The 13155-nt window shown below is 67.7% G+C and carries 12 protein-coding genes; 6 read left to right on the top strand and 6 right to left on the bottom strand.

The window, feature by feature from the left end; genetic code table 11:
• Positions 1-159 precede the first annotated feature (159 nt).
• Positions 160-1497 (top strand): MATE family efflux transporter, encoded by a 1338-nt coding sequence (locus ACF09K_RS10395; protein ID WP_392242207.1) that lies wholly within the window; start codon positions 160-162, stop codon positions 1495-1497.
• 133 nt (positions 1498-1630) lie between these two features.
• On the opposite strand, the gene rplI is transcribed toward ACF09K_RS10395, so the two are convergent.
• The 4 genes from rplI to rpsF all read right to left on the bottom strand — a co-directional run bounded on the left by rplI (position 1631) and on the right by rpsF (position 3397).
• A complete protein-coding gene (gene rplI, locus ACF09K_RS10390; protein WP_363092325.1) occupies positions 1631-2077 on the bottom strand; it encodes a 50S ribosomal protein L9 in 447 nt (148 codons plus the stop codon).
• An 18-nt stretch (positions 2078-2095) separates the two neighbouring features.
• On the bottom strand, positions 2096-2332 hold the full coding sequence (gene rpsR, locus ACF09K_RS10385) for a 30S ribosomal protein S18 (protein ID WP_020130672.1): 237 nt from the start codon (positions 2330-2332) through the stop codon (positions 2096-2098).
• Between the two features lie 81 nt (positions 2333-2413).
• Positions 2414-3025 carry a single-stranded DNA-binding protein gene (locus ACF09K_RS10380; protein ID WP_392242205.1) on the bottom strand — a complete coding sequence of 204 codons (612 nt, stop codon included), beginning with the start codon at positions 3023-3025 and terminating at the stop codon, positions 2414-2416.
• Positions 3026-3106: 81 nt separating this feature from the next.
• The gene (gene rpsF, locus ACF09K_RS10375) at positions 3107-3397 is read right to left on the bottom strand and encodes a 30S ribosomal protein S6 (protein WP_006604399.1); all 291 of its coding nucleotides are present in this window, start codon (positions 3395-3397) and stop codon (positions 3107-3109) included.
• A 287-nt stretch (positions 3398-3684) separates the two neighbouring features.
• Here rpsF and ACF09K_RS10370 point away from each other — a divergent pair, with 287 nt between their 5' ends.
• The 3 genes from ACF09K_RS10370 (at position 3685) to ACF09K_RS10360 (ending at position 6452) form a co-directional block, all read left to right on the top strand.
• Positions 3685-3996 (top strand): hypothetical protein, encoded by a 312-nt coding sequence (locus tag ACF09K_RS10370; protein ID WP_392242203.1) that lies wholly within the window; start codon positions 3685-3687, stop codon positions 3994-3996.
• A gap of 211 nt (positions 3997-4207) precedes the next feature.
• On the top strand, positions 4208-5329 hold the full coding sequence (femX, locus tag ACF09K_RS10365) for a peptidoglycan bridge formation glycyltransferase FemX (RefSeq protein WP_392242202.1): 1122 nt from the start codon (positions 4208-4210) through the stop codon (positions 5327-5329).
• A gap of 91 nt (positions 5330-5420) precedes the next feature.
• A complete protein-coding gene (locus ACF09K_RS10360; protein ID WP_363092319.1) occupies positions 5421-6452 on the top strand; it encodes an alanine racemase in 1032 nt (343 codons plus the stop codon).
• Positions 6453-6538: 86 nt separating this feature from the next.
• On the opposite strand, the gene ACF09K_RS10355 is transcribed toward ACF09K_RS10360, so the two are convergent.
• Positions 6539-8038 (bottom strand): glycosyltransferase family 87 protein, encoded by a 1500-nt coding sequence (locus ACF09K_RS10355; protein ID WP_392242201.1) that lies wholly within the window; start codon positions 8036-8038, stop codon positions 6539-6541.
• Between the two features lie 131 nt (positions 8039-8169).
• Entirely contained in the window at positions 8170-10845 is a 2676-nt protein-coding gene (locus ACF09K_RS10350; protein WP_392242200.1) for a transglycosylase domain-containing protein, read from the bottom strand.
• Positions 10846-11229: 384 nt separating this feature from the next.
• On the opposite strand from ACF09K_RS10350, the gene ACF09K_RS10345 reads away from it, so the two are divergent.
• Positions 11230-11913 carry a helix-turn-helix transcriptional regulator gene (locus ACF09K_RS10345; protein WP_392242198.1) on the top strand — a complete coding sequence of 228 codons (684 nt, stop codon included), beginning with the start codon at positions 11230-11232 and terminating at the stop codon, positions 11911-11913.
• A gap of 44 nt (positions 11914-11957) precedes the next feature.
• A complete protein-coding gene (locus ACF09K_RS10340) occupies positions 11958-13040 on the top strand; it encodes an inositol-3-phosphate synthase (protein ID WP_392242196.1) in 1083 nt (360 codons plus the stop codon).
• The last annotated feature ends 115 nt before the right edge of the window (positions 13041-13155 follow it).

The following is a 13155-nucleotide window of genomic DNA, read 5'->3' as shown; positions in this document are numbered from 1 at the left end:
GACCAGCACCTTTACCATCCACCGACTGTGCAGAAGAAAAACTTCCCCAGTCGGATCACGTTCGTTGCGAAGGGTGCAGGTGAGCACACACAGCGAGTCACCAAGTAAGGGTCATTGGTCAATTGCATCTCTTACCTGTGGACGATTAGATTGGGCGCCATGACACCGGCTCCTGCGATCCCCAAGGTCACCCGGCGACAGCACGATCGGGAGATCGTCGCGCTGGCGGTCCCGGCCTTCGGCGCGCTCGTCGCCGAGCCCCTCTTCGTCCTGGCCGACAGCGCCATCGTGGGCCATCTCGGCACCGCGCAACTCGCCGGCCTAGGCGTGGCCTCCGCTCTGCTGACCACAGCCGTCAGCATCTTCGTCTTCCTCGCCTACGCCACCACGGCGGCCGTCGCCCGCCGCGTGGGCGCCGGCGATCTCCCGGCGGCCATCCGTCAGGGTATGGACGGGATCTGGCTGGCACTGCTGCTCGGCGCGACCGTGATCGCCTTCGTCCTTCCCTCCGCCCCCTCCCTCGTGGAACTGTTCGGCGCCTCGGAGACGGCCGCTCCGTACGCGATCACCTATCTGCGCATCTCCGCGCTGGGCATCCCCGCCATGCTGGTCGTCCTCGCCGCGACAGGCGTTCTGCGCGGCCTCCAGGACACGAGGACGCCTCTCTACGTCGCCGTCGCGGGCTTCGTGGCCAACGCCCTTCTGAACGTCGGTCTCGTCTACGGCGCGGGTCTCGGCATCGCCGGCTCCGCCTGGGGCACGGTCATCGCCCAGTGCGGCATGGCAGCGGCCTATCTCGTCGTGGTGATCCGGGGAGCCCGCCGACATGGCGCCACCCTGCGCCCCGACGTCGTTGGCATCCGGGCGTCGGCTCGGGCGGGCGCACCCCTGCTGGTACGTACCCTGTCCTTGCGAGCCGTGCTGATGATCGCGACCGCTGTGGCCGCCCGCCTCGGCGACGCGGACATCGCCGCCCATCAGATCGTCCTGTCACTGTGGAGCCTGTTGGCTTTCGCCCTCGACGCCATCGCCATCGCCGGACAGGCGATCATCGGACGTTATCTCGGTGCCGACGACCCCCATGGCGCCCGGGCCGTCTGCCGCCGCATGGTGGAGTGGGGTCTTGCCGTGGGTGTCGTACTGGCCCTGCTCGTGGTCCTGGCCCGGCCGTTGTTCCTGCCCCTGTTCACCGGAGATCCGGAGGTCAAGGACGTCGCGTTGCCGGCCCTGCTGGTGGTGGCCCTGTCCCAGCCGGTCTGTGCCGTCGTCTTCGTTCTGGACGGTGTACTGATGGGCGCGGGCGACGGCACCTACCTGGCCTGGGCAATGGTTCTCACCCTGGCGGTCTTCGCTCCGGTCGCGCTGCTGGTTCCCACCCTGGGGGGCGGCCTCACCGCGCTGTGGGGGGCCATGACCCTGATGATGGCGGTCCGGATGCTGACCCTCTGGCTGCGCACCCGCTCAGGGCGCTGGCTGGTCACCGGAGCAACCCGCTGACCGCTGCCCACGAAAACGGCGTTTCACGTGAAACGTCCCCGTCACAATGCCTGCGGATCGACCGAGGTACGCGGAAGGGGCCGCACCCTGGAGGGTGCGGCCCCTTCTCGGCTCTACAAGCCGAGCACAGCGATCAGGCCGCGACGACCTCGAGGCTGACCTTGGCGGCCACCTCGGGGTGCAGACGCACGGACGTCTCGTGGGCGCCCAGGGTCTTGATCGGAGAGCCGAGCTCGATGCGGCGCTTGTCGACCTCGGGACCACCGGAAGCCTTGATCGCCGAGGCGATGTCAGCCGGGGTGACGGAACCGAAGAGACGGCCGGCGTCGCCGGAGCGGACGGCCAGGCGGACCTTGACGCCCTCGAGCTGGGCCTTCACGGCGTTGGCCTGCTCGATGGTCTGGATCTCGTGGATCTTGCGAGCGCGACGGATCTGCTCGACGTCCTTCTCGCCGCCCTTGGTCCAGCGGATCGCGAAGTTCCGCGGGATCAGGTAGTTGCGAGCGTAGCCGTCCTTGACGTCGACGACGTCGCCTGCGGCACCGAGGCCGGAGACCTCGTGGGTGAGGATGATCTTCATTTTTCGGTCACCCTTCCCTTATCGCGCCTGGGCGGTGTAGGGCAGCAGCGCCATCTCACGGCTGTTCTTCACGGCCGTGGCGACGTCACGCTGGTGCTGCGTGCAGTTGCCGGTCACGCGGCGGGCACGGATCTTGCCGCGGTCGGAAATGAACTTCCGCAGCATGTTCGTGTCCTTGTAGTCCACGTACGTGACCTTGTCCTTGCAGAAAGCGCAGACCTTCTTCTTCGGCTTGCGCACAGGCGGCTTCGCCATGGTGATTCTCCTGTGTGATCAAGAAGTTGGGATACGACCCGCCCTCGACCTGAACCGGCCCGGAGAACCGGGCCCGAAGGCCTAGAAGGGGGGCTCGTCCGAGTAGCCGCCACCGGCACCGCCGCCGGAGTTTCCACCCCAGCCGCCGCCACCGCCGCCGCCCTGGTTGCCACCGGCGGGAGCGCTGGTCGCCCACGGGTCGTCGGCGGGAGCGCCGCCGCCCTGCTGACCGCCGCCGGGGCCGCCGCCCCAGCCGCCGCCCTGGGCGCCACCGCCGCCACCGCCGCCACCGCCGCCGAAGCCACCGCCGCCACCCTGGCCACCGCGGCCGGTGGTCTTGGTGACCTTGGCCGTGGCGTTGCGCAGGCTGGGGCCGACTTCCTCGACGTCCAGTTCGTAGACCGTGCGCTTGACGCCCTCGCGGTCCTCGTAGGACCGCTGCTTCAGCCGGCCCTGCACGAGGACGCGCATGCCCCGCTGGAGCGACTCTGCGACGTTCTCCGCCGCCTGACGCCAGACCGAGCAGGTCAGGAACAGGCTCTCGCCGTCCTTCCACTCGTTGGTCTGACGGTCGAACGTGCGGGGAGTGGACGCGACACGGAACTTCGCGACCGCCGCACCGGAGGGGGTGAAGCGCAGCTCGGGGTCATCGACAAGATTGCCGATGACCGTGATGACGGTCTCGCCTGCCATGGGGGAACCTCTCGGCGGGTTTGCTGCTGCTGGCTGCTGGTGCTGCTACTCGAAATCCCGAGACCAGGTGAGCGGGGAAGCTCAGTGGGTCTCGGGGCGGAGGACCTTGGTCCGGAGGACCGACTCGTTCAGGTTCATCTGGCGGTCGAGCTCCTTGACGACCGCAGGCTCGGCCTGCAGGTCGATGACCGAGTAGATGCCCTCGGGCTTCTTCTTGATCTCGTACGAGAGACGACGACGGCCCCAGGTGTCGACCTTCTCCACCTTTCCGTTGCCCTCACGGACGACGGAGAGGAAGTTCTCGATCAGCGGGGAGACAGCGCGCTCCTCGAGATCGGGGTCGAGGATGACCATCACTTCGTAGTGACGCATGTGGAACCCACCTCCTTTGGACTCAACGGCCACGGTCGTTCCGTGGCAGGAGGGTTGTGATGCGTACGCAACGGTATCGGCCGCCACTGACAATCGGGGGTCGCGTCGCGACGTTCCCGCTCTGAGCTGGGCGGAGTCCCTGGCTGTGCCTGGGCAGACACCGGTGCAGACGGTACAGACTACCTGCACACCTGCTTCCGGTTGAAATCCGGCCCCGGAGCCCGTCAATCTGTACGCATCGGGTGTGTATGGCGCTACAGTGCGCCGCTCTCCGCAGGAGGTGCCTCATGGCACAGGCATTGCGACCCAACACCGCCGGTTCTCTGCTCGCCACCGACGGCAGGCCCCATCCGCTTCAGGACACGCTCATGGCCGTCACCCTGGCCCTGGGCGCGGTGGCCTTCATCACGGCGATGTTCCACAGCCTCCACCTGCTCAGCTCGTGGGCCGGCCTGGTGGGGATCTTCACCGGCGCATACGGGCAGTGGGTCTCCGAGACCACCCGTGAGCGCTTCGGCCTGATCCTGGGGCTCGGTGCCTCCGGCGTCGGCTTCTTCCTCGGTATGGCACACGGCGGCCTCTTCGGTGGCCTCTGGTGACCTGACCGCCACCGGCCCGGCGCCCCCGCCGGCGTCGGCCGCCGGCCCCGCACGACAACGGCGGTGTCCCGGCGGAACGCCCCGGCCGTCCACCGGCCGGGGCAAAGGAGCCGTACGCCCAGTCGGGGCGCTCGCGAGGCGCAGTAGGCTTCGGCGCGAGAGCCGGAGCCCCTGTACCCATGGGGACACACCAGCCCGAGGAGCGCCCCGAATGAGCCTGACCCTGAGGACGATCAGCCGCGAGCAGCATCTGGCATACATCCAGAGCCTGCCGGCGGCTAGCCACATGCAGGTTCCGGCCTGGGCAGACGTCAAGGCCGAGTGGCGGTCGGAGAGCCTCGGCTGGTTCGACGACAGGACCGGTGAACTCGTCGGTGCCGGTCTCGTCCTCTACCGCCAGCTCCCCAAGATCAAGCGCTACCTCGCCTACCTGCCCGAAGGGCCGGTCATCAACTGGTACGCGCCGAATCTGACCGAGTGGCTGGAACCGATGCTCGCGCACCTCAAGCACCAGGGCGCCTTCTCCGTGAAGATGGGCCCGCCGGTGATCATCCGACGCTGGGAGGCCGCCTCCATCAAGGCGGGCATCCAGAACCCCGACGTGAAGCGACTGCGGGACGTCGAGGCCGACTTCATCGAACCGCGGGCCTTCGAGGTGGCCGACAAGCTGCGGCGCATGGGCTGGCAGCAGGGCGAGGACGGCGGCGCCGGCTTCGGCGACGTCCAGCCGCGCTACGTCTACCAGGTGCCGCTGGCGAACCGTTCCCTCGAAGAGGTCCACAGGAACTTCAACCAGCTCTGGCGCCGCAACATCAAGAAGGCCGAGAAGGCCGGCGTCGAGGTCGTCCAGGGCGGTTACCACGACCTCGAGGAGTGGCAGCGGCTCTACGAGATCACCGCGGTGCGCGACCACTTCCGGCCACGCCCGCTGTCGTACTTCCAGCGCATGTGGACGGCCCTCAACACCGAGGACCCCAACCGCATGCGGTTGTACTTCGCCCGGCACAACGGCGTGAACCTCTCGGCGGCGACCATGCTGATCGTCGGCGGACACGTCTGGTACTCCTACGGCGCCTCCGACAACATCGGCCGGGAGTTCCGTCCCTCGAACGCGATGCAGTGGCGGATGCTGCGCGACGCCTACGCGCTCGGCGCGTCCGTGTACGACCTGCGCGGCATCTCCGACTCGCTGGACGAGTCGGACCACCTGTTCGGCCTGATCCAGTTCAAGGTCGGCACGGGCGGGCAGGCCGCCGAGTACCTGGGCGAGTGGGACTTCCCGCTGAACAAACTGCTCCACAAGGCGCTCGACATCTACATGTCGCGTCGCTGATCATCCGTCAGCTGCTTCGATGGCGTCGTACGCCCCGGCAGCTCCCCACCTCTGACACACCGCAGCCACGAGAAAGGTTCCAGGTCCGGCCATGGCGCTCACGCTCTACGTCGACACCGCGCGCTGGCGGGCGCACCACAAGCACGTGCAGGAGCAGTTCCCGGGACTCGTCCCGGTCTGCAAGGGCAACGGCTACGGCTTCGGGCACGAGCGGCTGGCGGAGGAGGCCACGCGGCTGGGTTCGGACATCCTCGCCGTCGGTACGACCTACGAAGCCGCGCGCATCAAGGACTTCTTCGGCGGTGACCTGCTGGTGTTGACGCCGTACCGGCGCGGTGAGGAGCCCGTCCCGCTGCCGGACCGGGTCGTGCGGTCGGTGTCGTCGATCGACGGTGTCTACGGCCTCGTGGGCGCGCGCGTGGTGATCGAGGTGATGTCCTCGATGAAGCGGCACGGCATCAGCGAGCAGGATCTGCCGCAACTGCACGCCGCCATAGAGAACGTCCGCCTGGAGGGCTTCGCCATCCACCTGCCGCTGGACCGCACCGACGGCTCGGACGCCGTCGAGGAGGTCATCGGCTGGATGGACCGGCTGCGCGCGGCCCGGCTGCCGCTGCACACGATGTTCGTGAGCCACCTGAAGGCCGACGAACTCAGCCGTCTGCAGCAGCAGTTCCCACAGACCCGCTTCCGTGCCCGCATCGGCACACGGCTGTGGCTGGGTGACCACGAGGCCACCGAGTACCGCGGCGCCGTCCTGGACGTCACGCGTGTCGCCAAGGGAGACCGGTTCGGCTACCGGCAGCAGAGGGCGGCCTCCGACGGCTTCCTGGTGGTCGTGGCGGGCGGTACGTCGCACGGGGTGGGCCTGGAGGCCCCCAAGGCCCTGCACGGCGTCATGCCGCGCGCCAAGGGCGTCGCACGCGCCGGCCTGGCCACGGTGAACCGGAACCTCTCGCCGTTCGTCTGGGGCGGCAAGCAGCGATGGTTCGCCGAGCCGCCGCACATGCAGGTGTCCATCCTGTTCGTCCCGTCGGACGCGCCGGAGCCGACGGTCGGCGACGAGCTGGTGGCTCATCTGCGTCACACCACCACGCAGTTCGACCGCATCGTGGACCGCTGAGGATCGCAGCAACGACGCAAGGCCGTACACGGGACTTCCGTGTACGGCCTTTCACGTGGTCCGTCGGGCTCCTCCGGTGCGTTCGCTCAGGGCGAACCGTCGACGGTGTCCCGCTTGCCCCATTCCACCTGCGGCCCCTCGAAGTGGTCCGCGTGCCGGGCGGGACGCGCCGTCGTCCTCAGGACGAAGACGTCCTCCGCGCCGTCGAGCACACCGCCCGAGGGATCGTCGTCCCCGGCCTGGCGGACCACGTCCCGCTCGGGCATCAGGATGTCCCGCACCACCATCACGCACAGGTAGAGCGTTCCCAGCAGGTGGACACCGATGGCCCAGTGATAGCCGTCGGTCGGCAGTCCCTTGTGGGCGTCTCCGCTGGTGGTGTAGGCGAGGTACAGCCAGATGCCGAGGAAGTACGCCACCTCGCAGGCCTGCCAGATCAGGAAGTCCCGCCACTTGGGGCGGGCCAGCACGGCCAGCGGCACGAGCCACAGGACGTACTGCGGCGAGTAGACCTTGTTGGTGAGGATGAAGGCCGCCACGATCAGGAAGGCCAGCTGGGCGAAGCGGGGGCGCCGCGGAGCCGTCAGCGTCAGCGCCCCGATCCCCAGTCCGCACGCCACGACCAGAATCGTGGCGAGCGTGTTGACGCTGTCGGTGGTGAGGGGGTCGCTGGAGTTCTGGGCCAGGATCAGCCAGAACGACCCGAAGTCGACTCCTCGTTCCTGGCTGAACGTGTAGAACTTCGACCAGCCTTCGAAGGCGAAGAGCATCACCGGCAGGTTCACCACCAGCCAGGCGACGACCGCGCCCCCCAGGGCCGTGCCGAAGTCCCGCCACTTCCCCGCTCGCCAGCACAGGACGAACAGCGGACCCAGAAGGAAGACGGGGTAGAGCTTGGCGGCGGTGGCGAGCCCCAGCAGGACGCCGAACGCCAGCGCTCGTCCGCGTGACCACATCAGCATGGCCGCGGCCGTCAGAGCGACCGCCAGGAGGTCCCAGTTGATGGTGGCGGTGAGCGCGAACGCGGGTGCCAGGGCCACCAGCAGGCCGTCCCAGGGACGCCGGGCATGCGTCCGGGTCACACAGACGGCGATGACGGCCGCGCACGCCATCAGCATCCCGGCGTTGACCATCCAGTACCACTGGCCCTGGTGCTGGGCACTGCCGCTGCCCGGCGTGAGCCAGGCGGCCACCTCCATGAACACTCCGGTGAGGACCGGATATTCGAGGTACTGCATGTCGCCGGGGAGCTTGTCGAAGTACGGCACGAGTCCGTCGGCGAAACCACGCCCCTGGTACAGGTGCGGGATGTCCGAGTAGCACGCGTGCGTGTACTGGGAGACAGCGCCGAAAAACCAGCCGCCGTTGTAACAGGGTGCCTTCTGGATCAGACCGAGGACGAACATCCCGATGGCCGCGAGCGCGACCACCCGTACAGGCGACAGCCAGGACGTCCCCGTCACGGCTCGCCGCCCCAAGGGGCCGCCGATCAGCTCACTGCCGGCCGCGGCCACCTCGTCGTTCATGGTCGGCTGCACCGGATCAGGCTCGCGCACGCGCACTGGCGTCGATTCTGCACTGGGCATGGCCCACATCCTGCCGTACGGACCCAGGAAAACGCCGAGGGCCGCCTCACCTGGTCCGGTGAGGCGGCCCTCGTTTCACGTGAAACATCCGCGTGTTTCACGTGAAACGCATGGGTGGGGCGATTGCCCGGCTATCCGCTCGATCCTCCGAAGAAGCCGCCGTTGCTGTTGCCTTTGGTGACGTCCCCGGTGTCGCTGGGTGAGGGTGAGGGGCTCGTCGTGCCGGTGCCGCCGTCGGTGTTGCCCCCGCCGTTCGCGCCACCCGAGTTGTTGTCGCAACCGAAGAAGTTGTTGCAGGTGTCGCTCGGGGAGGGCGATGGCTCAGGCTGTTGCGTTTTCGAGGGGGTCGGAGACGGCGAGGGGCTCGCCTCTTCGCTCTCCGTGACCGACGGGCTGGGCGACGGGATCGGGTCCTCGTTGAGGACCTCACCGATGGGCCGGGGTGCCGGGAAGCTCTTCTTCGGCAGGTTCTTCATGGCCTCGGCCATGTAGTCGTGCCAGATCTCCGCCGGGAACGAGGCACCGTGGATCTTCTTCTGGCCACCGGTTCCGAACATCTCCAGGAACGTGCGGTTCTTCTTGGTCTCGTCGTCGTCGTACCGGAACATGGTGATCGCGGTCGACAGCTGCGGCGTGTAGCCGACGAACCAGGCCGACTTGTTGCCGTCGGTGGTGCCGGTCTTGCCGGCCACTTCACGGCCGGGCAACTGCGCGGCGGTACCCGTTCCCTTCTCGACCACGGTCTTCAGGATGTCCGTGACGTTGTCGGCGACCTCGGAGGTGAACCCCTCCTTCGTCTCGGTCTTGTGCGTGTAGATCACGCCGTCCTGGCTCGTGACCTTCTGGACCGAGTAGGGGTCGCGCTGCTTGCCGCTGGCCGCGAAGGTGGCGTAGGAGCCGGCCATCCGGATCGCGCTCGGGTCGGAGATTCCGATCGAGAACGACGGGAAGTCGGCGCCGGTGAGGCTGCTCTCCTTGATACCGGCTCTCTCCGCGGCTTCCTTCACCTTGTCCAGGCCGACGTCCATGCCCAGCTGGACGAAGGCGGAGTTCACCGACTCGCGCATCGCCTCCCGCAGGTCGATCTTGTAGTTGGGCGGGCTGCCGTGGGAGGCCTGGCCGTCGTTGGTCTGCAGCCACTCCTCACCCTTCTCGTTCTTCCAGATCGTCCCGTCGTAGTTCTTGATCTTGAGCTTGTTCTTGCCGCTGAACAGGCTCTCGGGCGAGACGATGGTGCGCTCGTCCTGGGCCTGCGACGAACCCAGGTCCTTGTCGCGGACGCCCCAGGTCATCGCTGCCGCGAGGACGAACGGCTTGAACGTGGAGCCCACCTGGGAACCGGTCTGGTCGGCGTTGTTGGTGAAGTGCTTGGTCGCGTCCTCGCCGCCGTAGATCGCCCGGATGGCGCCGGTGGCCGGGTCCACGGAGGCTCCGCCGAACTGGACGTGGGTGTCCGTGTCGGGGCGTTCCTTCGGCTTGATGTTGTCCTTCTGGACCGCGGAGACGGCCTTCTCCAGCTGCTCGACCTTCTTCCTGTCGAAGGTCGTGTAGATCGAGTAGCCACCCTGCTGGAGCTTGTCCTGGGTGATCCCCGTTTCCTTGCTGTGGGTGATCACGTAGCCGTTGGCGAGGTCGACGAGGTAGCCGGTCTGACCGCTCAGCTGGGTGTTGGACCGCGGGTTCTCCAGTTTGGGCAGGGTGGGGAACTGGGCCCGCTTCGCGGCGTCCAGGTGGCCGTACTCGACCATCTTGTCGAGGGTGTCCTGCATCTGGGCCTGAGCCCGCCTGCGGTTGGCCTCCGGCGTCGCGGCCGCGTCGATGGAGGTGGCGCCGGCGGGGTCGTAGTAAGTGGCGCCCTTCAGCGTGGCGGCGAGGAAGGCGCACTCGCCCTCGTTGAGCTTGATGGCGTCCTTGTCGAAGTACGCGCGGGCGGCGGCCTGGATGCCGTAGGCGTTGCGCCCGTAGTACGCCGAGTTCAGATAGCCCTCGATGATGTCGTCCTTGTCCTGCTCCGCGCCGACCTTTATCGACACGAAGATCTCCTTGAACTTCCGGGAGATCGTCTGGGACTGGTCGTTCAGCATGGCGTTCTTGACGTACTGCTGGGTGATGGTGGAGCCACCCTGGGTCTGCCCGCCCCGCGCCATGTTGAACACCGCGCGCGCGATGCCCTTGGGGTCGATGCCGCTGTCGTCGTAGAACGTCTTGTTCTCCTGCGAGATCACCGCCCAGCGCATCGCCTCGGGGATCTGTGAGAGATCGATGATCTGGCGGTTCGTCTCACCACCGGTGGCAACCATCTGGGTGCCGTCGCTCCAGTAGTAGACGTTGTTCTGCGCGGTGGCCGTCTCGTCGACCTTCGGGATGCCGACCATGGCGTACCCGACGCCCGCCACGGCGACCAGGCTGCCCATGAAGCCGACGAACAGGCCCGTGACGAGCTTCCAGGACGGCACCCAGCGCCGCCAGCCGTACTTGTCGGCGCGCGGATAGTCGATCAGGCGTTTCTTGGCGGGTGCCGAACGCCCTCTACCCCGGCTCGGAGGGCCGGACGGTCCGCCTCGGCGGCCTCCTGTCGGCTCGGCGGCTCTGCGCCGGCCACCCGCGCGCCGGGCGTCGGCGCGGCCGCCGGACGACGGGTCCTCGCCTCCCGGCCCGTGGAAACCCGACCCGTACGAGTCGGAAGGAGACCCGGTGGCGCCTCGCGGTGCCGCACGGCGGCCGGAGGACGAGCCGGACTGGCCGCGTCGGGTCGCGGCACGTCCGCCTTCCTGCGGCTGCGGCGGTTTGCGACGGTGCTCGCTCATCGAACGACTACTCCTCGGGCAGGCGCATCCGTGCGCGCCTGGAAACGGCGGCTGGTTTCCTGTCCCCCCGAAGTACGGATGGGGTCGCTGGCGCATTCACCCGTACCGCACCGGGGAACTCGACGCCCCCCGACGTCTCGCGAGTCCCGGTGATTTGCATGGCGCACAGACTACGCACCCTCAAAACCCGTCCAGCTCCGAAGTTCATCTCAAACCAGGCAACTTGCCCGCAATGAATCCGTGATGTGATCCCGTTCACTCTCGCCCCCCTTGTCCCGGTCGCGGGGCCGTTCTATCGTGCTGATGTATCGAGTCGATACATCAGCACGGCATAAGACCGTCAGCGGGCCCGTCTCCACGGGGCGCGGGAGAGAGGAGGCGACGATGAGCCGGCGTTCCGGAATCCTCGAGTTCGCCGTCCTCGGGCTGCTCCGCGAGTCCCCGATGCACGGCTATGAGCTGCGCAAACGTCTCAACACCTCACTGGGCGTGTTCCGTGCCTTCAGCTACGGAACCCTCTACCCCTGCCTCAAGACGCTCGTCGCCAACGGCTGGTTGATCGAAGAAGCGGGAAACAGCCCGGAGGATGCCCTGGCCGCTCCGCTCACCGGACGCCGCGCCAAGATCGTCTACCGGCTGACGGCAGAAGGTAAGGAGCACTTCGAGGAACTTCTCTCCCAGACGGGCCCGGACGCGTACGAGGACGAGACCTTCGCCGCTCGCTTCGCCTTCTTCGGCCAGACCTCCCGCGATGTGCGCATGCGCGTCCTGGAGGGCCGTCGCAGCCGCCTGGAGGAGCGCCTCGAGAAGATGCGCGCCTCCCTGGCGCGCACCAGGGAGCGCCTCGACGACTACACGCTTGAGCTCCAGCGCCACGGAATGGAGTCCGTGGAGCGCGAAGTGCGCTGGCTGAACGAGCTCATCGAGAGCGAGCGGGCCGGACGGGACCTGAAGGGGTCCGGTCCCGGGGGATCCGCTCAGCAGAACACCACATCTGGATCGACGGGCGGCCTGCCCCGTCCCGGGGAGACCCCCGGGACGGATACGCCCGGCGAAACCGCCACGTGAGAGCCCACTCAGGGCCTCACTCGTACACACAGGGAGCAACCGGAATGGGTTCGGTTCGCGTAGCCATCGTCGGCGTGGGCAACTGCGCGGCGTCGCTGGTGCAGGGCGTCGAGTACTACAAGGACGCCGACCCGGCGTCCAAGGTCCCGGGCCTGATGCACGTGCAGTTCGGGGACTACCACGTCGGCGACGTCGAGTTCGTCGCCGCCTTCGACGTCGACGCGAAGAAGGTCGGCCTCGACCTCTCGGACGCCATCGGTGCCAGCGAGAACAACACCATCAAGATCTGCGACGTCCCGAACAAGGGCGTCACGGTCCAGCGCGGCCACACCCTAGACGGTCTCGGTAAGTACTACCGCGAGACCATCGAGGAGTCCGCCGAGGCGCCGGTCGACGTCGTCCAGATCCTCAGGGACCGCCAGGTCGACGTCCTCGTCTGCTACCTGCCCGTCGGTTCCGAGGACGCGGCGAAGTTCTACGCCCAGTGCGCCATCGACGCCAAGGTCGCCTTCGTCAACGCCCTCCCGGTCTTCATCGCCGGCACCAAGGAGTGGGCGGACAAGTTCACCGAGGCCGGCGTGCCGATCGTCGGTGACGACATCAAGTCCCAGGTCGGCGCCACCATCACGCACCGTGTGATGGCGAAGCTGTTCGAGGACCGCGGCGTCCGGCTCGAGCGCACCATGCAGCTCAACGTCGGCGGCAACATGGACTTCAAGAACATGCTGGAGCGCGACCGCCTCGAGTCCAAGAAGATCTCGAAGACGCAGGCCGTCACCTCGCAGATCCCCGACCGCGACATGGGCGAGAAGAACGTCCACATCGGTCCCTCGGACTACGTGGCCTGGCTCGACGACCGCAAGTGGGCGTACGTCCGTCTCGAGGGCCGTGCCTTCGGTGACGTCCCGCTGAACCTGGAGTACAAGCTCGAGGTCTGGGACTCCCCGAACTCCGCGGGTGTCATCATCGACGCCCTGCGCGCCGCGAAGATCGCCAAGGACCGCGGCATCGGCGGCCCGATCCTGTCGGCGTCGAGCTACTTCATGAAGTCCCCGCCGGTCCAGTACTTCGACGACGAGGCCTACGAGAACGTCGAGAAGTTCATCCGCGGCGAAGTCGAGCGCTGATTCGAGCGAGCACGGCGCGCGGACGCCTCCAGGGGCCGCGCGTCGGCTCGGTACGGCACACCGCGCTGCGTCCGGCAGCGCTGAAATTTGCTCCTGCCAGGGCTGACGAGGGCCC

The sequence above is a fragment of the Streptomyces sp. NPDC014882 genome, from assembly GCF_043081325.1.
Classification (GTDB): Bacteria; Actinomycetota; Actinomycetes; order Streptomycetales; family Streptomycetaceae; genus Streptomyces.
Note: the sequence above shows the minus strand (reverse complement) of the source record. Positions and strands in the feature narration are given on the sequence as shown.